This window comes from Sphingomonas prati, from assembly GCF_014643515.1.
GTDB lineage: Bacteria > Pseudomonadota > Alphaproteobacteria > Sphingomonadales > Sphingomonadaceae > Sphingomonas_R > Sphingomonas_R prati.
The window spans coordinates 691,185-713,560 of record NZ_BMJP01000001.1 but is presented as its reverse complement, the minus strand read 5'-3'; the positions used below and the strand labels follow the sequence as shown (position 1 = coordinate 713,560).

Below are 22,376 nucleotides of genomic sequence, written 5' to 3'. Positions count from 1 at the left end.
GGGGGAACTTTCGGACCGATCCTGTGATTGCAGGGGCTACGAAAACTTCATCGGAATGCGCTAGTGACGCCGTCCTAGGCCTCGCTTAGCCAACCACAGGACCGTTTCATGGCACGCAAATATTTCGGCACGGACGGCATTCGCGGGCGGACGAACCAGGCGCCGATGACGGCGGAGATCGCGATGAAGGTCGGCCAGGCGGCGGGTGCGCATTTCCTGCGCGGCGCGCATCGCCACCGGGTGGTGATCGGCAAGGATACGCGGCTGTCGGGTTATATGGTCGAGTCCGCGCTCGTCGCCGGGTTCACCTCGGTCGGCATGGACGTGGTGATGGTCGGGCCGATGCCGACGCCGGCGGTGGCGTTGCTGACGCGCTCGATGCGGGCGGACCTGGGCGTGATGATTTCGGCCAGCCACAATCCGTTCGCGGACAACGGCATCAAGCTGTTCGGGCCGGACGGCTACAAGCTGAGCGATGCGGACGAGCTGGCGATCGAGGCGCTGCTCGACGGGACGCCGACGCTGGCGCCGGCCGAACAGATCGGGCGGGCACGGCGCGTGGAGGATGCGCGCGGGCGGTATATCCATGCCGCCAAGCTGACCTTTCCGGACAATCTGCGGCTCGACGGGCTGCGTGTCGTGGTCGACTGCGCGAACGGGGCGGCGTATCAGGTCGCACCGTCTGCGCTGTGGGAACTGGGCGCCGACGTGATCGCGCTGGGCGTGACGCCGAACGGGACGAACATCAACGAGCGGACCGGATCGACCGACCCGGCCGCGCTGCGCGCCAAGGTGCTGGAGACGCGCGCCGACATCGGCATCGCGCTGGATGGTGACGCGGACCGGCTGATCGTGGTGGACGATCGCGGGACGATCGTCGACGGCGACCAGCTGATGGCGCTGATCGGCGTATCGTGGCACCGGCGCGGGTTGTTGCGCGGCGGTGGTGTGGTGGCGACCGTGATGTCCAACCTGGGGCTGGAGCGGCATCTGGAGGCGCAGGGGCTGACGCTGCACCGGACCAATGTCGGCGACCGCTATGTCGTCGAGGCGATGCGCGCCGGCGGGTATAACGTGGGCGGCGAGCAGTCGGGGCATATCATCATGACCGACTATGCGACGACCGGCGACGGGCTGGTCGCGGCGTTGCAGGTGCTGGCCGCGCTGGTGAGCGAGGGCAAGCCGGCGAGCAAGTTGCTGCGCCAGTTCGAGCCGTTGCCCCAACTGCTGAAGAATGTGCGGTTCGCAGGCGGGCAGCCGCTGGACGATGCGGGCGTGCAGAAGACGATCGCGGCGGCGGAGGAGCGGCTTGTCGGCACGGGCCGGTTGCTGATCCGCAAGTCGGGGACCGAGCCGCTGATCCGCGTGATGGCGGAGGGCGAGGACGAGGCGCTGGTGTCTGAGGTGGTCGAGGAGGTGTGCCAGGCGGTGCGGCGCGCGGCGGCGTGAGCGTCGCCCGCATCTTGGTGATCGCGGGGTCGGACAGCGGCGGCGGCGCCGGGATCCAGGCGGATATCAAGACGGTGATGGCGCTGGGTGGCCATGCGATGACAGCGATCACCGCGATCACGGCACAGAACACGCTGGGCGTGACCGACGTGATGCCGGTGCCGGCCGCGATGGTGCTGGCGCAGATCGACGCGGTGGTGAGCGACATCGGCGTCGATGCCGTCAAGATCGGAATGATCGGATCGGCTTCGGTGGCCGATGCGGTGGCGGACCGGCTGGCGGGGCTGGCCGGCGTGCCGATCGTGTTCGATCCGGTGATGGTGGCGACGAGCGGTGCGGTGCTGGCGCATGACGATACGATCGCGGCGTTCGGGCGGCTGATGGCGCTGGCGACGGTGACGACGCCGAACCTGCCGGAACTGGCGGCGCTGTCCGGGACCGACGATCCGGCGGAGGGTGCGGCACGGCTGGTGGCGCTGCATGGTGGCGCGGTGTTGGTGAAGGGCGGCCATGCGGCGGGCGTGGAGCTGGTCGATCGGTTGTTCAGCGCGGAGGGCGTCGTTTCGTGGAGCGATCCGCAAATCGAGACGCGGCATACGCATGGGACGGGCTGTACGCTGGCGAGTGCGATCGCCACGGGGCTGGGGCAGGGCCTTGGGCTGGAGCGGGCGGTGACGGTGGCGCGGCGGGTGGTGCGCGATGCGTTGCTGGCGGCGCCCGGGCTGGGGGCGGGGCATGGGCCGATGGGGCATGGTCTGGCGCCGGGGGTGGGCGAAACGTCCAAGCTGGACAGCGGCAACGATACGGCGATACCGTCCGTTTGATGGGGACTCGCGGGTGGCCCCGGGTCGTGTAAGGAATTTGGCGATGCCGTTCGACGGGACTGGTTGGAACCCGCAGCCGACCCCCGAACCGGCGCCCCGCAAGGCGCAGGAGCGGGTAATGACGGTCGTCATCGCGTTCATCGTGGTGCTGCTGTTCGTGCTGCCGATCTCGGCCGGGACGCTGGTCGATATCGTGGAGTCAATGCGGGCCGGGTGAGGGGTTTGCCCCCGCGATCGTTTGTTGTTTTTAGTGACGTCATCCCGGCGGAGGCCGGGAGCTCCCTTAGTTGAAGCGCTTACCCCTGGCCCAAGGGAGATCCTGGCTTTCGCCGGGATGCCGGTTGGGGGTGGGGGTTGGCTGCAGGCGTCTTTTCAAGTCGCTCGTCCGGCGTCCCCGTGAGTTCGTCGCGGCAAGGTCGGCGTCTCGGCTGCGCTCGACAAGTCCCTCGACTTTGCTCGGGATGAACGGTGAGTTTTGCCTTGCCTCGGACGTGAGGGGACGGAGTCCCGGCATTGAACGGCCTCGTCGCAAGGTCTAGTCCGCCCACCATGGTTTCTCCGAGTTTCAGGATCGAGCGGACGCATCCGGCGCCGGTGGCGGGCGTGGATGAGGCGGGGCGTGGGCCGCTGGCCGGGCCGGTGGTGGCGGCGGCGGTGATGCTCGATCGGCGCCGGACGCCTAAGGGAATCAACGACAGCAAGAAGCTGTGCGCCCGGCGGCGGGAGGATCTGTGCGGGGAAATCCGCGTGCGGGGGCTGGTCGGCGTGGGGATCGCGACGGTGGAGGAGATCGATGCGATCAACATCTATCAGGCGACGATGCTGGCGATGGCGCGCGCGGTGGACGCGATGATCGACGCGGCGGGGCATGAGCCGATGATGGTGCTGGTCGACGGAAACGCCCTGCCGAAGTGGCGCCATACCGCGGTTGCGGTGGTGAAGGGCGATGCGTCGTGCCTGTCGATCGCGGCGGCCTCGATCGTGGCCAAGCATGAGCGCGATCGGATGATGCTGGAGTATGATGCGGCGCATCCGGGGTACGGGTGGGCTTCGAACAAGGGGTACGGGACGGCGGCGCATCTGGCGGCCTTGGGGGCGCTGGGGCCCAGTCCGATCCATCGGCGGAGTTTTGCGCCGGTGCGGCAGCTGGTGCTGTTATGAGGTTAGTGGGGCTGGCGGTGTTCTGACCTCCGTTTGGTTCGAGCTTGTCGAGAACTCTGTGCGGGGTTCTCGACAAGCTCGAACCAAACGGGGCGGGGGGCTGTGGACCGTCGAACTGAGCTTCGTTCTCGACAAGCTCGAACCGAAGGGGGTTGGGATGGGTGGGGCATCGGTGATGCTGAAAGAGCGGCTTCTCTGTTGCTGCTAATCCCGCCGCGCTGCGCCCTTGATGCTGTTGGCTTCTCGGCTGCGCTCGAAGGGCCCCTCGACTTCGCTCGGGATGGACGGTTTTTGGAAGTTTGGTGTTTAGTCCGGCCTACGGCCGTCGATGTAGGCCATGCAGCCGCGTTGGTAGGCCCAGTCGTCGGCGAAGCAGGCGTCGGCGGTGTCGACGGCGTGGGCGCTGGCCCAGCGATAGCCTTCGTCATAGGTGGTGCAGCCGGCGCAGTCGGGGGCTTCGGCGGCGAGGACGGGATCCTGGGCGAAACTGGAGCGTGGGTAGATCGGCGCGGTCGGCAGCGTGCGTTCGCGCAGGCCGTTGACGGTCGACAGCCCCAGCAGCGCGCCGAGCAGCAGCGCGCCGAGTGAGGAGAGCAGCACGTAGCGAAGATGTCCCGTCATGCTTTTCCCGAATGCGGCAGCGATGACGCGACTTTGCCCCGGCTTTTCCGGCACCGCCACAAATAAAAGGTCGGGCGAGTCCTGACGGCAACACCCCCGCATGTTGAGTCCGCGGCGACCCGTGGACTCAACATGCGGTAGCCGGACTCGGTTCGTTCCAGCGCGCCGTCGCGCACCGCACGCCGTTCGATTCGACCCCTCTCTTGACCCGAGCGACTCGGCGACTCAGGGTCTTTTCAAACGACGACGGGGACGGACGATGGGTGCGCTGAACAAGATTGACATGGACGACGTGCCCGTCCTGCGCACCGTCGCGCGACCGAAACTGACGATGCTGTCACTCGATACGATCCTGCTCGGAGACTGCATCAGCGCGATGCAGGGGATGCCGGACCGGTCGGTCGACATGATCTTCGCCGATCCGCCGTACAATCTGCAGCTGGGTGGCGAATTGTTGCGGCCGGAGGGCGGGCGCGTCGATGCGTGCGACGACGAGTGGGACAAGTTCGCGTCGTTCGAAGCGTATGACAAGTTCACGCGCGCCTGGCTGGCGGAGGCGCGGCGCGTGCTGAAGGACGACGGTACGCTGTGGGTGATCGGCAGCTATCACAACATCTTCCGCGTCGGCGCGGCGTTGCAGGATCATGGGTTCTGGATCCTGAACGACATCGTGTGGCGGAAGGCCAATCCGATGCCGAATTTCAAGGGCACGCGGTTCACCAACGCGCACGAGACGATGATCTGGTGTTCGAAATCCGAGAAGGCGCGCTACACGTTCAACTATGCCAGCATGAAGGCGCTGAACGACGATATCCAGATGCGGTCGGACTGGGTGCTGCCGATCTGTTCGGGCGGCGAGCGATTGAAGGACGATGACGGGCACAAGGCGCATCCGACGCAGAAGCCGGAGGCGCTGCTGTACCGCGTGATGCTGGCCTGCACCCAGCCGGGCGATATCGTGCTGGACCCGTTTTTCGGGACGGGGACGACGGGTGCGGTGGCGCGGCGGTTGCGGCGGCGCTGGATCGGGATCGAGCGCGAGGAGAAATATGTCCGTGTGGCGCGGACGCGGATCGCGTCGACGCTGCCGCTGGACGAGAGCGCGATGCAGACGGTGCCGTCGAAGCGCAGCGCGCCGCGGGTGGCGTTCGGCGTGATGATCGAGACCGGCGCGATTCCGCCGGGCACGATCCTGACCGACCTGAAGCGGCGTTGGCGGGCGGAGGTGCGCGGCGACGGGACGCTGGTGGCGGACGGCGCGCGCGGATCGATTCACAAGGTGGGTGCGACGTTGCAGGGTGCGCCGTCGTGCAATGGCTGGACGTTCTGGCATGTCGACGGGCCCGACGGGCTGGTGCAGATCGACGAGTATCGGCAGCGGCATCTGGTGGCGGCCGGGCTGTAGGGTTCGGGACGGGGTTGCGATCGTCCGCTAGGGCGGCGGCATTCACCCGAAGGAAAATACGATGACGACCGGCCTTTACCTGCGTCCGACCGGGTTCGTGGATGCGCCGTTCGGGCATGACGGGCAGGTGCTGCGGCTGGCTGGTGGGCTGGTTTGGTTCTCCGCGGTCGAGTTGATCCGCGTCGAGGCGGGGCGGCGGGTGGCGCAGGTGCTGGTGCCGATCGATCGGCTGGATGCAGCGCTGGCCGCGTTGCCCGATGCGTTGCGGGCGGAGGGCGAGGCGGTGCTGGCGCGGCTAGTGGCGGCGCGGCCGGCGATGGTGCTGGGCGAGCGGACGGTTCGGCTGGATCAGCCGCAGGTGATGGCGATCCTGAACGTGACGCCGGACAGTTTTTCGGATGGCGGGCAGCATGACGGCGATGCGGCGGGGGCGGCCGATGCGGGCGTGGCGATGGCGGCTGCCGGTGCTGCGCTGATTGACGTCGGTGGCGAATCGACGCGGCCGGGGGCGAAAGTGGTCTGGGAGGGCGACGAGATCGCGCGGGTGCGGCCGGTGATCGAGCCGATGGCCCGGGCGGGGGTCGCGGTGGCGATCGACACGCGCAAGGCAGCGGTGATGGAGGCGGCGCTGGCCGCGGGGGCGGGGATCGTCAACGACGTGTCGGCGCTGTTGTGGGATGCGCGGTCCGCCGCGGTCGTGGCGGCGGCGGGGTGCCCGGTGGTGCTGATGCATCATGCGGGTGACCCGCAGACGATGCAGGACCGGCCACGCTACGCCGACGTGTTGATCGAAGTGTATGACTGGCTGGCGGCGCGGATTGCGGCGGCGGAGGCGGCGGGGATCGCACGGTCGCGGATCATCGTTGATCCGGGGATCGGGTTCGGCAAGACGGTGGCGCATAATCTAGCGCTGCTGAACGGGCTGTCGCTGTTCCACGGGCTCGGGTGCGCGGTGCTGCTGGGGGCGAGCCGGAAGCGGTTCATCGGGGCGCTGTCGAACGAAGCGCCGGTCGATCGGCGGCTGGGCGGGTCCGTGGCGGTGGTGATGACGGGGGCGACGCAGGGCGTACAGATCCTGCGCGTGCACGACGTCGCGGAAACGGTGCAGGCGCTGAAGATCTGGCGCGGGTTGCGGGACGAGGCGCTGACCCCGCGCAGCTAGCGGGCGGGCACGACCCGCGGTTCGGTCCGCGCGGCGGCGAGACCGAAGCCGATCAGCAGGAAGAGGAACGGCATGGTGAAATAGCGGTGCCGTTCGGCAAATTCGAACCAGACGTCGAAGATCAGGATCTGCGCCATCGCGGCGGCGAACAGCAGGACGAGCCAGTCGCCGTGCGCGATCCGGCGGGCGCGGCCGATGAGTGCGGCGGTGGCGGCGAGCACCGCGATGAGCGCGCCCTGGAACAGCGGCAGGAAGACGGCGGTGATGCCGACCGGGAAGTCGGGCGTGACGGCAGTCAGCCGGATCAGCGTGAAATGTTCGATTGCGAAGGAGCGGACGAGCTTCGTCGCGTTGAGGATCAGCATGTCGACCGGATGGGCTGCGATCCACGCCTTGGCCACCGCGGCGGCGCGGGCGGACTGTTCGAGTTCGGGGAGCGCGGCGAGCCCGGGAGGCAGCGGCATCCAGTTGCCGCTGGTGTTGGGATTGTTGCCGATCCACAGGCCAAGGCCGCCGGTGGTGGTGAGCGGCACGAAATGGCCGAGGACCAGCCCGTTGCGGATCCACCAGGGCGCCATGACGAGCAGCAGGACAGGCACGCTGCGCAGCGCGAGGATCAGTAGCGGGCGGAACCCGACGACGGGGATCAGGAAAAGTCCGAACGTCGCGGGGAGCGTCGCGAGGCCGGGTTGGCTGAGCGCGAGCAGTCCGGCCAGCACGCCGAAGATAAGGCCGTCGTGGAAGGCGGGGACGGGATGATCCCGGAGGCGGAGCAGGCGCAGGATCATCGCGAGGATCAGGACGGCGACCAGCGGCTCCTTCTGCGCGAACGGGGTGGCGAACACGAAAGTGGGCCAGATGAGCCAGAGCCACGCCGCGGCCAGCCCGCCGGCACGCGATCCGGCGCGGTCGCCGATCCATACGATCAGCAGCGCGGCAAGGAGGTCGAAGACGAGATTGCTGAGCGACAGAATGACCTGGCCCAGCCCGAACACGCTGCCGAGCCCGGCCAGGAGCAGCGGGTAGGCGGGTGGGTACAGCGCCAGGAACACGACGTTGCTGCGCGGATCGACGAAGAACAGGCCGTGCCCGGCGATGATGTCCGACGCGATCTGGACGTAGATGATCGGATCGGCCGACGGCACGCGGTTCCACAGCAGAACGAGCGCGGCGACGCGTAGCGCGACGACGATGGCGGCCAGCGCGATCCAGGTGCGCCGCCCGTGCCACCGCCCTTGCGCCAGCGGCAGGGCGATCGCGGCGAGCGCGAGCCAGCCGATGAGGAGCGGGATGCCCACCGCTGACGCCCCCCAGCGCGGAAGCAGCGAGGGGATCGTGTAGACGGCATAGGCCGCGAACAGGGCGAGCATCAGGCGCAGCGGATAGGCGGTGATTCGGGCGATCTGGATCATGCCGGTGTCCTGCCCGCGACGATGAAAGAAATGGCGAAGTTCGGCCGGAAAGTCAGACAATTAGGCCGCGCTGTCGATGCCCATTTCGCCGAGCTTTCGGTACAATGTCGAACGGCCGATGCCGAGCCGGCGGGCGACCTCCGTCATGCGGCCGCGATAATGGCCGATCGCCAGGCGGATGACGTCCGCCTCGATCGCGTCGAGCGGGCGGATGTGGCCATTGGGTTCGTACAGGGTGATGCCGCCGCCGCTCGGCAGGCCGGACGGGGCGGTGCGATCCGCGCTGGTGGCGGCGGCGATCTGCGGGAAATCGTCGGCGGTCAGCGCATCGCCGTCGCACAGGATGGCGGCGCGGAAGAGCGCGGCCTGCAACTGGCGGACATTGCCCGGCCAGTCGTAGCGCATGAGGAGCGCGAGCGCCGCGTCGGTGATGCCGAGGCCGCGCAGGCCGGGCTGGTCGCCGATCCGCGCGAGGAGGTGGCGGGCGAGCGCGGGCACGTCGCCGATCCGGTTGCGCAGCGGCGGCACCGCAACCTGGACCACGGCGAGGCGGTAATAGAGATCCTCGCGGAACCGGCCTGCGGCGATCTCCTCGGCCAGCGGCCGGCTGCTGCCCGCTACGACGCGGACGTCGACGATGCGGTGGCCGCGCGCACCGATCGGCGTGATCTCGCCCGATTGCAGGACGCGGAGCAGCCGGACCTGCGCGTCGGGCGACAGTTCGGTGACTTCGTTCAGGAACAGCGTGCCGCCGTCCGCCTGCTCGAACCGGCCGATGCGGCGATCGAACGCGCCGGTGAAGGCGCCGCGTTCGTGGCCGAACAGCTCGCTTTCGATCAGGTTTTCGGCGATGCCGGCGCAGTTGACGGTGATGAGCGGGCGGCGGGCGCGGGGCGAGGCGGCATGGATCGCCTGCGCCACCACTTCCTTGCCGACGCCGGCCTCGCCCTCGATCAGGATCGAGACGCGGGCGCGCGCCGCCTTTGCCGCGATGGCCAGGGCGGAGCGGAAGGCGGAGGAGGAGCCGATGATCTCGTCGAAGGCCAGCGCCTGCGGCAGTTTCTCGGTCAGCGGGCGCAGTTCGCCGGCGCCGCGGCGGCCGTCGGTGGCGGCATCGAGTGCGGCGAGCAAGCGATCGGGGGCGAGCGGCTTTACCAGGAAATCGGTCGCGCCGGTGCGCATCGCCTCGACCGCGCCCGCGACGGTCGCGCTGGCAGCGATCATGACGATCGGCAAAGTGGGGTGGTGCGCGCGGAGGCGGGCGACGCCGTCGCCGATGTCGTTCGCGACCGGGCCGTCCGGTGCCCAGCGATCGATCAGCGCGGCATCCACCGAGGGCGTGCCGGGGCCGCCGAGCAGCGCGATCGCCTCCTCCGCATCGCGCGCACGGACGGTGCGCCAGCCCGCGCGGGCGACGATCGCGGCGACCAGCCGGCCCTGTGCCGGTTCGTCGTCGATCAGCAGAAGCGTACGGCTTGGCTCGGCCATTGCCGACATCGTCCTTGTCCCAGGGTCTATCGTGCCGTTGCCTACCCTGCTTTCGGTAAAGGGCGGATTAAGCGCGGGCTTGGCGTGTGTAGCGCGCACGGCTATCACGCGGCAACGACGACGGGCGAGGGAACGGACGATGGCGGCGAACGAAAGCAACGGCATGGACCAGAAGGCGCATGTGTCGACCTATCTGGGGTTCCTGAACATGGCGAAGTGGGGAACGATCGCGACCATCGTGATCGTGGCCATCGTGGTGTTCGTGATCGCCAGCTGACGGCGACGCAGCATAAGTTGCACGGGGGGCGAAACGACGGGCGGATGCCGGGGGACCAGGCACGCACGTCTTCGAAGGCAGCGAAGATATGGGGCGGATGCATAGACGGGCGCTGAGCGGGACGCGCGCATGACGGACGGCGTGGCGGGGGGCGCGCCGATGCCGGCGCGTGCCGATGTCGGCACGGTCATCGAACGGACGCTGGCGGGATTGTGGCGCGAATGGCGCGCTGTGCTGGTGGCGGCCGCGGTGCTGGGGGTTATCGGGCTGGCGTCCGGCCTGCTGATCCAGCCGATGATGATGCGGGAGATGGTGGCGCTATCCGCTGACGCGGCGTCGATTTCGCCGCGGTTCATCGTCGGGGCCAGTGTCGCGGCGTTGCTGGCCTCGCTGGTGTGCATCGCCGTCGTGGTCGCGGCGATGCGATTGGCTTTCACGCCGGGTGAGCCGGTGCGGTTGCGGTTCGGCGGCACCGAACTGCGCGTGCTGGCGACGATGCTACTGCTCGGGCTCGGCATCTACCTGCTGATGGTCGTGGCGATGATCGTGCTGATCGCGGTCGCGGCGGCGGCCGGGGCAGCGTTGGGGGGCGTCGGCATATTGGTGGCGATCGTTGCCGGTCTGCTGGCGCTGATCGTGCCGTTCGCGGCGCTATATTGCGGCGTGCGGTTGTCGCTCGCCGTGCCATTGGCGGCGCAGCGCGGGCGGTTCGCGCTGCGTGAGGCGTGGCGGTTGGGAAGGGGGCGGTTCTGGTTCCTGTTCCTCGCCTACATCCTGCTGTTCCTGATGGGGCTGGTCGCGCTGGTGCCGGGACTGACGGTGCAGATGGGCGACATGACCGCCGTGATGGCGGCCGGTCAGGATCCGGTGGCCGTGCAGCGCGCGTGGGCGGAGCTGGCCGCCGCCCATAGCGGCGCCGGCAGGCCGCTGTTTCTGCTCGGCGTGGTGCTGTCCGGACTGGGCAATGGCGTGCTGCTCGCGCTGCAGGGCCGGATGAGCGCGGAACTGGTGCTTGCGCTCCAGTCCGAAACTGCGATGGCGGGCACGCAGCCGATCGGTCGGCCGGGGTAAGGCTCGGATTTGATTATGGAATATGGTGCGTCGACGATGCGGCGGACGATGGTGCTCGTGTCCGACGGTGCGGCCGCCGAGGCGCGCGGGACCGGGATGGCGCGGAATGCGGAGCTGGCCGTGTCGCGGGCGATGACGGTCGCGGAGGCGGTCGATGCGCCGGACCGCGCGTTGGTGGCGGACCTGCTGTTCGTCGAGGTCGATGACGATCCGGGTGTCGCCTATGATGCGTTGCTGGCGCGGGTCGCGCGGCTGGCGCTGGGCGGGCAGGCGGCGGTGGTGGCGATCCGCCCCGAATTAATCGACGTTACCGATGCCGCACTGGGCGATGCGCCGGTCGGGCTGGTCTGCGCCGGGCGGGCGAGCGACCGGCTGGCCGCGATCGAGATTGCGATGGCGACGGGCGGTGGCTTGCTGCGCGAGGATGGGCCGGACCGCGAAGACCAGTTGCGCATGATCAGCGCGGAACTGAGCCGGATCGCGGATCGGCTAGTGGCGTCGGTCGAGCCGCGGCTAGGCGGGGCGGACGCGTTGCCCGCCGTGGTGCAGGCGGCGGACGCGCCGGCGATCGGGGCGGAGGCGTTCCGGCGCATCCTGCGGCGGCGGCGGTTGCGCGACCAGTTTCTGGGCGAGGGGCTGTTCTCCGATCCGGCGTGGGACATGCTGCTCGACCTGGCGGCGGCGCGGCTGGAGGGGAGTCCGGTCGCGGTGTCGAGCCTGTGCATCGCGGCCGCAGTGCCCGCGACGACGGCGCTGCGCTGGATCCGTGCGCTGACGCAGCGCGGGCTGATGGTGCGCACGCCGGACGCGGAGGACGGGCGGCGGGTGTACATCACGCTGTCCGACGACACCGCGACCGCGATGGACGGCTATGTCCGGGCGGCGCAGACGGTCGAGGGTTGATCGGCGAGGGCTGATCGGGTGGGCCGCGCGTCTGGGGGCTTGCGGTCGCATGGCAACGATGGCAACGACGCGTTGCGGCGGGCGGTTAGCTCAGCCGGTAGAGCGCCTGCTTTACACGCAGGATGTCGGCGGTTCGAACCCGTCACCGCCCACCAGCCGTAACAGCGACCGACCGGGCCGGCCCAGACCGCCGCCCGGGCCGGCAGGGGACGATCCGCATGACCGACGGCCACGACATGCCGGACGACGACACCGATTACGAGGCGATGGAGATCGCAGCCGAGATCGGCGTGGCGCAGCGCCGCGTCGTGATGGCGTTGTCGGACGACTGGCAGGAGGCCGACGACCACCGCACCGCCAAGCGGATGACGGCGATCCGCGACGCCAAGGGGCTGATCCAGCGACGCGGAAAATCCGAGAATGCGTGGCGGCTGACCGTGATCGGCGTGCGGGTGAAGCGGGTGCTGTTGGCCGATCTCGACTGATCGGCCGACCGACAGCCGGACCGGTTTTGCGGGTGGTCGCGCGAAGTTCGGGTTGACCCACGGGCGAAACCCTTGCAAGTGCGCGCCTCCCCACGGTTTGGCCCGATGGCGGAGTGGTGACGTAGAGGACTGCAAATCCTCGCACCCGGGTTCGATTCCCGGTCGGGCCTCCAGCCTTCCAGCGCTGGCAATATCGTGGACGGAAACGCCGATGCGGCGCTTCGCGCTTGGCGCGACGAAAACGACAAGATAGACGACGAACGGGCGGCCAGCTGTGTTGCCTATTCAATACAGTCGTGCGACGAGGCTTACCGTGACCCATCCAGATTATGACCAGATGCGACGCGCCATGGTGGACAGCCAGTTGCGCACCAACACCGTCAGCGAGCCACGGCTGCTCGCCGTCCTGTCCGAGGTGCCGCGCGAGCGGTTCGTCGCGGCCGACGCGATGGCCGCGGCCTATACCGATCGGCCGGTGCCGCTGGCGAACGGACGCTGGCTGAACGCGCCGCTGGCGACCGCGCGGCTGATCGCCGATGCGCGCCCGGTGGCGACCGACCGCGTGCTGATCATCGGATCGGCGACCGGCTATGCCGCCGCGGTGATCGCGCCGCTGGTCGCGTCCGTCGTCGCGCTGGAGGAGGACGTCGCACTGGTGCCCGTCCAGACCGCGGGCGTGAGCTATGTGTCCGGGCCGTTGAACGCCGGCTGGGCCGCCAGCGCGCCGTATGACCTGATCCTGATCGACGGGGCGGTCGACGCGGTGCCGGCGGCGATCAGCGAGCAGCTGGTCGATGGCGGTCGGCTGGCGACCGGGCTGGTCGAACGCGGCGTGACGCGGCTGGCGATCGGCCGGCGCGCGGGCAACGGCTTCGGCCTGGTGACGGTGGCGGACGCCGAAGCGGTCGTGCTGCCGGGGTTCGCGGCGCCACCTGTCTTTACATTCTGAACGATCGAGCGGGGGCGGGACGGGCATGACGGCAGGAACAAGGGTGGTCGCGGTCGCGGCGATGCTGGCGTCGGTCGCGACCCCCGCGATGGGCGCGACGCTGCGCGAGGCGCTGGTCCGCACCTATAACGGCAACCCCACGCTGACCGGTGCGCGCGCCGGGCAGCGGGCGGTGGACGAGAATGTCGCGATCGCGCTGTCGCAGGGCCGGCCGACGGTGGCGGGCAGCGGCAGTTACAGCGAGTTCGTGCGGCGCGGGATCGGTGGCGAGTTCTCGCCTGCCCGCGCGCTCAACGCCGGGCTGAACATCAGCATGCCGATCTACCAGGGTGGCGGCGTCAAAAGCTCGATCCGCGCGGCCGATGCGCGCGTCGATTCGGGGCGGGCGTCGTTGCGGTCGACCGAGGCGAACATCTTCGTCCAGGCGGTCGGCAGCTACATGGACGTGATCCGCGACCTAGCGATCGTCGAGCTGAACCGCGGCAACGTGCGCGTGCTCGAAACCAACGTGCAGGCATCGAGTGACCGGTTCGAGGTCGGCGACCTGACGCGCACCGACGTGGCGCAGTCGCAGGCGCGGCTGTCGATCGCGCAGAGCCAGCTGCAATCCGCACTGGCGCAGCTCGATTCGAGTCGCGAGAATTACCTGCGCATCATCGGCACGACGCCGGACGCGCTGGAGCCGCCGCCGCCGTTGCCGCTGTTCCCGGCCAGTGCCGATGCGGCCGCCGACGTGGCGATCGAGAACAACCCGGACCTGATTGCGGCACGCGCGGCGGCGCGCGCGGCGAACTTTGATATCCGGACCGCGAAGGCATCGCGGTTGCCGACGCTGTCTGGCTTCGCGCAAGGGAGCTACACCAACTATGTCGGCTCGCGGCCCGGATCGGTGGTGGTGAACCCGGGCGGGGGCACGAGCGATCCGACGCAGCCCGGCACTATCGTGGAAAGCGCGCAGCAGTCGCAGAAGACCGCGACGGTCGGGCTCAGCGCGAACCTGCCGCTGTACCAGGGCGGGCTGCCCGCGGCGCGCGTGCGGCAGGCGCAGGCGCGGTCGAGCCAGGCGATCGAGCAGATCGCGCTGGTCGAGCGGTCGGTGGTGTCCGATTCGCGGGCGACCTATTCGCTCTATGCCGCGGCACTGGGCGTGATCGCGTCGTCCGAACGCGCGGTGTCGGCGAGCGAGCTGGCGCTGGAAGGCGTGCGGGCGGAGAACAGCGTGGGGACGCGCAACGTGCTCGACGTGCTGAACGCGGAACAGGAATTGCTGAACGTGCGGGTGCAACTGGTGACGGCGCGGCGCGATGCGTATGTCGCCGGCTTCGCGCTGCTCGCCGCGATCGGCAAGGCGGAGGCGCGCGACCTGGGGCTGGACGGCGGGCCGCTGTATGATCCGACGATCAGCTACCGCCAGGCGCGACGTTCGCTGAGCGACTGGAACGACGATCCGGCGCCGGTGCCGGTGGCGGCATCGACCGCCGGGCTGCCGTCGCCGACGCAGGTCGTGCTGCCGCAAAGCGCGTACGGACCCGCGGTGCCGGCGGCGTCGCGTGACATCCCCCCGACGGTGCGCGCAAACCCCGTGACACCGCCCGTCAGATGATGGATAGCGGAGCCATGGGGGACGTACGTCAGGAACCGTCGATGGAAGATATACTGGCTTCCATCAAACGCATCATCGCCGATGACGGCGCAGCGGTCGTGCCACCGCGCCCGCGCCGGCCGGTGCAGGATTCGGTCGCTGCCGCCCCGCCTGTGGATGTGCCGCCGCCTCCGTCTGACGTGCTGGAACTGACCGAGCCGGCGCCGGCTCTGGTGTCGCCCGATGCGGTGGTGGCGAGCAAGCAGTCGCTCGATCTGCTGTCCGCGCTGGTGGTGCGTGGTGCCGGGCCGAGCGAAAATACGCTGGAGGGCATGGTGCGCGAGATGCTGCGTCCGATGCTGAAGGAATGGCTCGACGCGCGGTTGCCCGAGGTTGTGGAAACCCTGGTGGCGCGTGAGATTGCGCGGATTACGGGGAAGCAGGGCTGAGGGTTTTCGGGTTGGGCCGCGGGCTTGGTATTTGACTGCCTGACTGCCTAGTTATCGATCCCCCCACGTACGTCCATCCCGAGCGCAGTCGACGGACCGACCGAGCGAAGCCTGGGATCTCCTGCCTTTACGCTTCTCGACTTCGCTCGAAGGGGTCCCTCGACTTCGCTCGGGATGGGCGGGTTTGGGGGCTCTGGCCTTTTATCCTGCGCCGTTCGGTTCGAGCCTGTCGAGAACGTTGCGCGGCGTTCTCGACAGGCTCGAACCGAACGGGGGTAGGGGTGGGGACCGGTGCGCACGTGGCGGGACTTGTTCCGGCGCTGCGCCTTTCCTTCGATGCGGGTCTTCGACTGCGCTCAGCCCCTACTCAGGATGAACGGGGGTGGGGGGCGCCATCCTCGGGACAACGTCGGCCGGTCACGGCAAGCAGTGATCACCGTCGTGACCTCACCCGAAACACTTTCGGACGCCACGACGCCCCGCTAAGGCTGGTCGCATGACGATCGACAAGACATTCGACCCCGCGGCCATCGAAGCGCGCTGGTATTCCCATTGGGAGAACACGAACGGGTTCCGGCCGGAGCGGCCCGATGCGGAGCCGTTCACGATCGTCATTCCGCCGCCCAACGTTACGGGCTCTCTGCACATCGGCCATGCGCTCGACAATACGCTGCAGGACATCCTCGTCCGTCATGCGCGGTTGAAGGGGAAGGATGCGCTGTGGGTGGTCGGCACCGACCATGCCGGCATCGCGACGCAGATGGTGGTCGAGCGGCAGATGAACGCCGCCGGCGAGAAGCGTACCGACCTGACGCGCGAGCAGTTCGTCGAGCGGGTTTGGGCGTGGAAGGAAGAGAGCGGCGGCACGATCACCGGGCAGCTGCGCCGGCTGGGCGCGTCGTGCGACTGGGCGAACGAGCGGTTCACGATGGACCCGGGTTTCTCGCGCGCGGTGCTGAAGGTGTTCGTCGACCTGCATGCCAAGGGGCTGATCTACCGCGACAAGCGGCTGGTGAACTGGGACCCGGGCCTCGGCACCGCGATCTCGGACCTGGAGGTCGAGACGCGCGAGGTGCAGGGCAAATTCTACCATCTGCGCTACCCGCTGGAGGATGGGTCGGGCTTCATCGCGGTCGCGACGACGCGGCCGGAGACGCTGCTGGCCGACATGATGGTCGCGGTGCATCCGACCGACGAGCGTTACACCGCAATGGTGGGCAAGCGCGTGACGTTGCCGATCACGGGGCGGTCGATCGCGATCGGGACGGACGAGCATGCCGATCCGGAGCTGGGGTCGGGTGCGGTGAAGATCACGCCCGGGCACGACTTCAACGATTTCGAGGTCGGGCGGCGCGCCGGGTTCGCGGCGGGCGAGATGCTCAACATGCTCGATGCCAAGGCGCGGGTGGTGCAGGTGGCGGACGGGCTGATCCCCGACGCGTATCTCGGCCTGTCGGTGAAGGACGCGCGCGTCGCGGTGGTGGCGGCGCTGGAGGAAGCGGGGCTGCTCGACCGGGTCGAGGATCGCACGATCCAGACGCCCTATGGCGACCGGTCGGGGGTGGTGATCGAGCCGTGGCTGACCGACCAATGGTATGTCGATGCCAAGACGCTGGCCGGCCCTGCGATCGAGGCGGTGCGGTCGGGCGCGATCAAGGTCGTGCCGGAGAGCTGGACCAAGACCTATTATAACTGGCTCGACAATATCCAGCCGTGGTGCGTGTCACGGCAGCTGTGGTGGGGGCATCGGATTCCGGCGTGGTTCGACGCGGAGGGCACTGCCTTCGTCGCGCTCGACGAGGCGGGGGCGCGGGCACAGGCCGGCGACGACCGCGTGCTGACGCAGGACGAGGACGTGCTCGATACGTGGTTCTCGTCGGCGTTGTGGCCGTTCGGGACGCTGGGGTGGCCGGACGAGACGGCGAAGCTCGCCAAGCATTATCCGAACGACGTGCTGATTTCCGGGTTCGACATCCTGTTCTTCTGGGATGCGCGGATGATCATGCAGGGGCTGGAGTTCATGGGGGAGGTGCCGTTCCGGACGCTGTACCTGCATGGGCTGGTGCGCGCGCCGGACGGGGCGAAGATGTCCAAGTCGAAGGGCAATACCGTCGATCCGCTCGGGCTGATCGACCGGTACGGGGCGGATGCGCTGCGCTTCACGATGGCGGCGATGGAGAGCCAGGGGCGCGACATCAAGCTGGATGAGCGGCGCGTCGAGGGATATCGGAACTTCGCGACGAAGCTGTGGAATGCGGCGCGGTTCGCGCAGTCGAACGGGATCGGCGGGTCGACGACGCTGGAGCCGCCGCGCGCGGAGCAGGCGGTCAACCGCTGGATCCTGGGCGAGACGGCGAAGACGGTGCAGGCGCTGGACCTGGCGCTGGCCGACCTGCGGTTCGACGAGGCGGCGAACACGGTTTACCAGTTCGTCTGGGCGACGTTCTGCGACTGGTATCTGGAGCTGATCAAGCCGGCGCTGGGGGCCGAGGCGGACGCGGGTGCCGCGGCGGAGACGCGGACGGTGGCGGGCTGGGTGCTCGACCAGATCCTGGTCATGCTGCATCCGTTCATGCCGTTCATCACCGAGGAGTTGTGGCACGCGCTGGCGACGCGCGATCATGACCTGATCGTCGCGGCGTGGCCGATGGCGGATGCGCGGGCGATGGATCCGGCGGCGAGCCAGGAGATCGACTGGACGATCCGGCTGGTGGGCGAGATCCGCGCGGCGCGGGCGGAGCTGAACGTGCCGCCGGGGGCGAAGCTGGTGGCGCACGTGCGCGATGCGTCGGAGGTGACGCGGGCGCGGCTGGCGTCGCAGGCCGCGGTTCTGGCGCGGCTGGCGCGGATCGAGGCGGTGTCGTTCGAGCCGGCGGTCGGCGGGGCGGCGCAGGTGGTGGTCGACGAGGCGACGTTCGTGCTGCCGCTCGACGGGGTCATCGACCTCGAGGCGGAGCGGGCGCGGCTGGCGAAGGGGATCGCGGTGGCGGAGAAGGAGCGTGATGCGCTGGCCGGGCGACTTGGCAGCGCGGCGTTCGTCGAGCGGGCGAAGCCGGATGCGGTGGCCAAGGCGCGCGAGGATCATGCGCTGAGGTCGGCGGAGGCGGACCGCTTGCGGGCGGCGTTGGCGCGGTTGGGATGAGGTAGCGGCTGGGGCCGACGTCTGCCCCGGCCGCGCCCCCCACTCCCGCAGGTAGGAAAGACATCGAGATGGCGACGCACGGCAGCCGGCCCAATCTGACGACCGGGGCGATCACGCCGGCGTTGCTGATGTTCGCGTTGCCGACGCTCGGGTCGAACGTGCTGCAGTCGCTGAACGGGTCGATCAACGCGATCTGGGTCGGGCGATATCTGGGTGAGGGGGCGCTGGCGGCGACGTCCAATGCGAACCTGATCATGTTCCTGATGTTCGCGGCGGTGTTCGGGTTCGGGATGGCGGCGACGATCCTGGTCGGGCAGGCGACGGGGCGTGGCGATCCGGACGGGGCGCGGCGCTCGCTCGGGTCGGCGATCGGGATGTTGGTCGGCGGATCGTTCGTGATCGCGCTGCTCGGCTGGGTGTTCGCGCCGCAATTGCTGCGGTTGCTGGCGACGCCACCGGCGGTGCAGGACCTCGCGCTCATCTATCTACGCGTCATTTTCCTGTCGATGCCGGCCGCGTTCCTGCTGGTGCTGCTGATGATGGGGCTGAGGGGCACGGGCGATTCGCTGACGCCGCTCTGGTTCATGGTGGTGTCGACGGTGGTGGACAGCGGGCTGAACCCGATTTTGATCGCGGGAGCGGGGCCGATCCCGGCGATGGGGATCGCCGGGTCGGCGACGGCGACGCTGATCGCCAACCATGTCGGGCTGGGGGCGCTGCTGGTCTACATCTACGCGCGCGATCTGCCGATCCGGCTGCGCGGGCGGGAGTGGCGGTATCTGATCCCCGATCCGGTGCTGCTTCGCGCGATCCTGGCGAAGGGCGCGCCGCTCGGGTTGCAGATGATGGTTGTGTCGGTGTCGGGGCTGGCGATGATCGGGCTGGTCAACCGGCAGGGGCTGGTGACAACCGCGGCGTACGGCGTGGCGTTGCAGCTGTGGACCTATATCCAGATGCCGGCGATGGCGATCGGTGCGGCGGTGAGCGCGATGGCGGCGCAGAATATCGGCGCGGGCCGGTGGGACCGGATCGGTGCGATCACGCGGGCGGGCATCGTCACCAATCTTGCGCTGACCGGGGCGATGGTGGTGGTGACGACGCTGGTGGATCGTGCGGCGCTGGGGCTGTTCCTGGCATCAGGGAGTCCGGCGATTCCGATCGCGGCGCATATCCATTTGATCGCGGGGTGGAGCTTCGTGCTGTTCGGCGTGACGATGGTGCTGTTTTCCACGGTGCGGGCGAACGGGGCGGTGGTGGCGCCGCTCATCATCCTGGCGATCACGTTGCTGCCGGTGCGGCTGGGCTTCGCGCGGCTGTTGCAGCCGGTGCTGGGGACGGATGCGCTGTGGTGGAGTTTCCCGGTCGGGATGACCGCTTCGTTGCTGCTGGCCACGGCCTACTATCTGCGCGGGACGTGGCGGCGGGGGAGTTTGTTGCCTGAGGCGGGGCGCGAGACTGCTTTGGCGGATGCCGATGCGGCGGGGCGGGACCGGCCTACCGGCTGACGGTTCAGGGGGTTGGGGTTACGGAGGCGGGCGCTGCCACGTCGATCACCGCGCGGGCGATGCGGGCGGTGAACGGGGTGGTGGCGAGAAGTTCGCCGTCGATCGAGACGGGCATGGGGCGATCGGTAGAAATGCGGATCTCGCGGCCGTGGAATTCGCGCATCGTCTCCTTGCGGGCTTCGAGTTTCAGGACGCTCGCGATCCAGGACCAGGCGAGGCGACCGCGCATCGTGCCGGTGACGACCTGAACAACGATCTGGCCGGAGTCGACCGAGGCGCTGTCGACGATTTCGGTCCCGCCGTGGTAGTTGCCGTTGGCGACGCGGACTTCGAGTGCGTCGAGCGTTTCGGCGTTTTCGCCCTCGCCGATCGTCAGGCGGAACGGCTTGAAACGCAGCATCTGGTAGGCGGCCCAGGCGAGGTAGCCGGGGCGCCCGAGGATCTTCTTCAGGCCGTGCGGCACGGTTTCGGCGATCAGCGGTGCGATGCCGAGCGTGGCGCAGTTGGCGTAATAATCGTCGTCGATCATGCCGAGGTCGATGCGGCGGCGTTGGCCGTTAGCGATGACGTCGATCGCGCCATCGAGATCGAGCGGAATGCCGAGCGTGCGGGCAAAGCTGTTCGCGGTGCCGAGCGGGAGCAGTGCGAACACCGTGTCGTGACCGACGAGGTGATCGACCGAGGAGGAGAGCGACCCGTCGCCGCCGCCCACGATGACCATCGGTGCGCCGTCCGCGACTGCTTCGCAGACATGGACCTTCAGCTTGGCGGGGTCGCGGACGGCGTGCGACCGGATGATCTCCACCCCCGCCGCCTTCAGGCTGCGCGCGGCGCGGCGGAACAGCTTGCGTCCCTTGCGCGAGCGCGCGTTGACGATCAGGACGGCCTGGCGGGGTAAGGGTCGATCGTTCATGCAGCCGGTAACGCGCTCCTAGTTGTTTCGGACCCATCCTAGAATGGCGGATTAGTATTATGGAAAATGACGTGGTCATGCCGCAGGCGACCGTCGATGCGGCGTTCCTGCGGATCGTGCCGGACGGGGCCGCGGTGCCGACGATGCGCGCGCTGGCGGTGGAGATGCCGGTCGCCGTGGAGGTGAACGGCCTCGGCTATGCGGTGATGATGGCGACGCCGACCGCGCTGGAGGATTTCGCCTACGGCTTCTGCCGGTCGGAGCGGTTGATCGACGATGCGGCGGACGTTCTGGACGTCGACGCGCATCCTGCGCCGCAGGGGATGGTGCTGCGCATCACGCTGGTGCCGGAACGGGTGGAGCGCGTGCTGGAGCGCGTGCGGCACCGGGTTTCGGAGAGCAGCTGCGGGCTGTGCGGGATCGAGAATCTGGAGCAGGCGCTGCGCGTGTTGCCGGTCGTTGCGCCGGGTGCGCCGGTGGCGGATGCGGCGGTGTTTCGGGCGCTGGGGGCGTTGCGGGCCTTGCAGCCTTTGAACAGGGCGACGGGGGCGGTGCATGCCGCGGCTTGCTGCACCGCGGATGGCGAGATCCGGGCGGTGCGGGAGGATGTCGGGCGGCATAATGCGTTCGACAAGCTGCTGGGCGCGATGGCGCGTGAGGGTCTGGAGTGGGACGGCGGGTTCGCGTTGCTATCGGCGCGGTGCTCGTATGAGCTGGTCGAGAAGGCGGCGCTGGCGGGGTGTCCGCTGCTGGTGACGATCTCTGCCCCGACGAGCCTGGCGGTGACGCGGGCGGCGGAGGCGGGGGTGCGGTTGGTGGCGCTGGCGCGGGCCGATGCGGTGCTGGCCGCGGTTTGATCGACGGTTGTGTTCCCCGGCGGAGGCCGGGGCCTGGGTGAAGCGGTTGCGTCTAGGCCCCGGCCTTCGCCGGGGAACTACGTGTTCAGCTCGTCGGGCGGATCATTTCGAACATCGTGGCCGCTTTGATCGTGGCGTAGTCGCCGCGGTAGCCGGCGCGGAGGATGGGTTGGGCGGCGGCGGTGTCGAACAGGCCGTCGCGGAGATAGGCTGGGTCGATGTGGACCCCCACGACCTGGCCGACGACCATGAAGTGATCGGCCGATGCGCCGTCGAGGTCGGCGAGCGGGATCACCTGGAGCACGCGGCATTCGAGTGCGGCGGGGCTTTCGGCCACGCGGGGGGCGGGGACGAGCCGGCTGGGCGTCGCGGTCAGGCCGGCGCGGAAGAATTCGTCGACGTCCGGCGCGACCGGGGCGGCGGTTTCGTTCATCCGTTCGGCGAGCGGGCGGGTGGCGAGGTTCCAGACGAAGCAGCCAGTCGCCTCCGCATTGCGGAGCGTGTCCTTGCGACCATTGCTGGAGAACAGGATCATCGGCGGGACGTCGCACACCGCGTTGAAATAGCTGTAGGGCGCGAGGTTGGGGCGGCCGTCGGGGTCGACCGTCGAGATCCACCCGATCGGGCGGGGGGCGACGATCGCCTTGAACGGGTCATGCGGCAGGCGGTGGCCGGCGGACGGTTCGTAAAAATGCGTGTCGCCCACCGGCCCGGCCGTCAT

21 protein-coding genes and 2 tRNA genes are annotated in these 22,376 nt (G+C 69.0%); 18 read left to right on the top strand and 5 right to left on the bottom strand.

Going from position 1 to position 22,376, the window contains the following annotated elements:
- The first annotated feature begins 108 nt into the window (after nt 1–108).
- From glmM to rnhB, 4 genes are all read left to right on the top strand, one after another.
- On the top strand, nt 109–1,449 hold the full coding sequence (gene glmM, locus IEX50_RS03175; RefSeq protein WP_157175695.1) for a phosphoglucosamine mutase: 1,341 nt from the start codon (nt 109–111) through the stop codon (nt 1,447–1,449).
- Nucleotides 1,446–2,273, top strand: a complete 828-nt coding sequence (gene thiD, locus IEX50_RS03170; RefSeq protein ID WP_157175696.1) for a bifunctional hydroxymethylpyrimidine kinase/phosphomethylpyrimidine kinase — start codon at nt 1,446–1,448, stop codon at nt 2,271–2,273. Before glmM ends, thiD begins: the two co-directional genes overlap by 4 nt.
- 43 nt (nt 2,274–2,316) lie before the next feature.
- The gene (locus IEX50_RS03165; protein ID WP_157175697.1) at nt 2,317–2,490 is read left to right on the top strand and encodes a hypothetical protein; all 174 of its coding nucleotides are present in this window, start codon (nt 2,317–2,319) and stop codon (nt 2,488–2,490) included.
- Between the two features lie 332 nt (nt 2,491–2,822).
- Entirely contained in the window at nt 2,823–3,434 is a 612-nt protein-coding gene (gene rnhB, locus IEX50_RS03160) for a ribonuclease HII (RefSeq protein ID WP_157175698.1), read from the top strand.
- Nucleotides 3,435–3,740: 306 nt separating this feature from the next.
- On the opposite strand, the gene IEX50_RS03155 is transcribed toward rnhB, so the two are convergent.
- Nucleotides 3,741–4,055, bottom strand: a complete 315-nt coding sequence (locus IEX50_RS03155; protein WP_157175699.1) for a hypothetical protein — start codon at nt 4,053–4,055, stop codon at nt 3,741–3,743.
- Nucleotides 4,056–4,314: 259 nt separating this feature from the next.
- On the opposite strand from IEX50_RS03155, the gene IEX50_RS03150 reads away from it, so the two are divergent.
- Nucleotides 4,315–5,460 carry a site-specific DNA-methyltransferase gene (locus IEX50_RS03150; protein WP_373285274.1) on the top strand — a complete coding sequence of 382 codons (1,146 nt, stop codon included), beginning with the start codon at nt 4,315–4,317 and terminating at the stop codon, nt 5,458–5,460.
- 61 nt (nt 5,461–5,521) lie between these two features.
- Nucleotides 5,522–6,622 carry a dihydropteroate synthase gene (gene folP / locus IEX50_RS03145; RefSeq protein ID WP_157175700.1) on the top strand — a complete coding sequence of 367 codons (1,101 nt, stop codon included), beginning with the start codon at nt 5,522–5,524 and terminating at the stop codon, nt 6,620–6,622.
- On the opposite strand, the gene IEX50_RS03140 is transcribed toward folP, so the two are convergent.
- Nucleotides 6,619–8,034: a putative hexosyltransferase gene (locus IEX50_RS03140; RefSeq protein ID WP_157175701.1), complete on the bottom strand. Its 1,416-nt coding sequence runs from the start codon at nt 8,032–8,034 to the stop codon at nt 6,619–6,621. The two genes, folP and IEX50_RS03140, sit on opposite strands and share 4 nt — an antisense overlap.
- 60 nt (nt 8,035–8,094) lie before the next feature.
- Nucleotides 8,095–9,522: a sigma-54-dependent transcriptional regulator gene (locus tag IEX50_RS03135; RefSeq protein WP_157175702.1), complete on the bottom strand. Its 1,428-nt coding sequence runs from the start codon at nt 9,520–9,522 to the stop codon at nt 8,095–8,097.
- Between the two features lie 139 nt (nt 9,523–9,661).
- Between IEX50_RS03135 and IEX50_RS03130 the strand changes: the two genes are divergently transcribed.
- The 11 genes from IEX50_RS03130 to IEX50_RS03080 all read left to right on the top strand — a co-directional run bounded on the left by IEX50_RS03130 (nt 9,662) and on the right by IEX50_RS03080 (nt 19,885).
- Nucleotides 9,662–9,799 carry an aa3-type cytochrome c oxidase subunit IV gene (locus IEX50_RS03130; RefSeq protein ID WP_157175703.1) on the top strand — a complete coding sequence of 46 codons (138 nt, stop codon included), beginning with the start codon at nt 9,662–9,664 and terminating at the stop codon, nt 9,797–9,799.
- Nucleotides 9,800–9,928: 129 nt separating this feature from the next.
- Nucleotides 9,929–10,870 carry a hypothetical protein gene (locus IEX50_RS03125; RefSeq protein ID WP_157175704.1) on the top strand — a complete coding sequence of 314 codons (942 nt, stop codon included), beginning with the start codon at nt 9,929–9,931 and terminating at the stop codon, nt 10,868–10,870.
- Between the two features lie 15 nt (nt 10,871–10,885).
- Nucleotides 10,886–11,773: a helix-turn-helix domain-containing protein gene (locus tag IEX50_RS17365; RefSeq protein ID WP_198350619.1), complete on the top strand. Its 888-nt coding sequence runs from the start codon at nt 10,886–10,888 to the stop codon at nt 11,771–11,773.
- Nucleotides 11,774–11,852: 79 nt separating this feature from the next.
- Nucleotides 11,853–11,928: transfer RNA gene (locus tag IEX50_RS03115), tRNA-Val, on the top strand.
- 63 nt (nt 11,929–11,991) lie between these two features.
- A complete protein-coding gene (locus tag IEX50_RS03110) occupies nt 11,992–12,258 on the top strand; it encodes a hypothetical protein (RefSeq protein WP_157175705.1) in 267 nt (88 codons plus the stop codon).
- A gap of 99 nt (nt 12,259–12,357) precedes the next feature.
- Nucleotides 12,358–12,431, top strand: a tRNA-Cys gene (locus IEX50_RS03105).
- 140 nt (nt 12,432–12,571) lie between these two features.
- Complete coding sequence (locus tag IEX50_RS03100; protein ID WP_157175706.1) at nt 12,572–13,207, top strand: protein-L-isoaspartate O-methyltransferase family protein; 636 nt, start codon at nt 12,572–12,574, stop codon at nt 13,205–13,207.
- Between the two features lie 25 nt (nt 13,208–13,232).
- Nucleotides 13,233–14,810 carry a TolC family outer membrane protein gene (locus IEX50_RS03095; RefSeq protein WP_157175707.1) on the top strand — a complete coding sequence of 526 codons (1,578 nt, stop codon included), beginning with the start codon at nt 13,233–13,235 and terminating at the stop codon, nt 14,808–14,810.
- 14 nt (nt 14,811–14,824) lie between these two features.
- Entirely contained in the window at nt 14,825–15,238 is a 414-nt protein-coding gene (locus IEX50_RS03090; protein ID WP_157175708.1) for a DUF2497 domain-containing protein, read from the top strand.
- 496 nt (nt 15,239–15,734) lie between these two features.
- Entirely contained in the window at nt 15,735–18,380 is a 2,646-nt protein-coding gene (locus tag IEX50_RS03085; protein ID WP_157175709.1) for a valine--tRNA ligase, read from the top strand.
- Nucleotides 18,381–18,448: 68 nt separating this feature from the next.
- Complete coding sequence (locus IEX50_RS03080; RefSeq protein ID WP_157175710.1) at nt 18,449–19,885, top strand: MATE family efflux transporter; 1,437 nt, start codon at nt 18,449–18,451, stop codon at nt 19,883–19,885.
- Nucleotides 19,886–19,889: 4 nt separating this feature from the next.
- On the opposite strand, the gene IEX50_RS03075 is transcribed toward IEX50_RS03080, so the two are convergent.
- Entirely contained in the window at nt 19,890–20,798 is a 909-nt protein-coding gene (locus IEX50_RS03075; protein WP_157175711.1) for a diacylglycerol/lipid kinase family protein, read from the bottom strand.
- Between the two features lie 59 nt (nt 20,799–20,857).
- Between IEX50_RS03075 and fdhD the strand changes: the two genes are divergently transcribed.
- Nucleotides 20,858–21,655: a formate dehydrogenase accessory sulfurtransferase FdhD gene (fdhD, locus tag IEX50_RS03070; RefSeq protein ID WP_373285273.1), complete on the top strand. Its 798-nt coding sequence runs from the start codon at nt 20,858–20,860 to the stop codon at nt 21,653–21,655.
- Between the two features lie 85 nt (nt 21,656–21,740).
- Here the strand turns inward: fdhD and IEX50_RS03065 are convergent, their stop codons facing one another.
- Nucleotides 21,741–22,376, bottom strand: coding sequence for a flavin reductase family protein (locus IEX50_RS03065; RefSeq protein ID WP_157175712.1), 636 nt, complete (start codon nt 22,374–22,376; stop codon nt 21,741–21,743).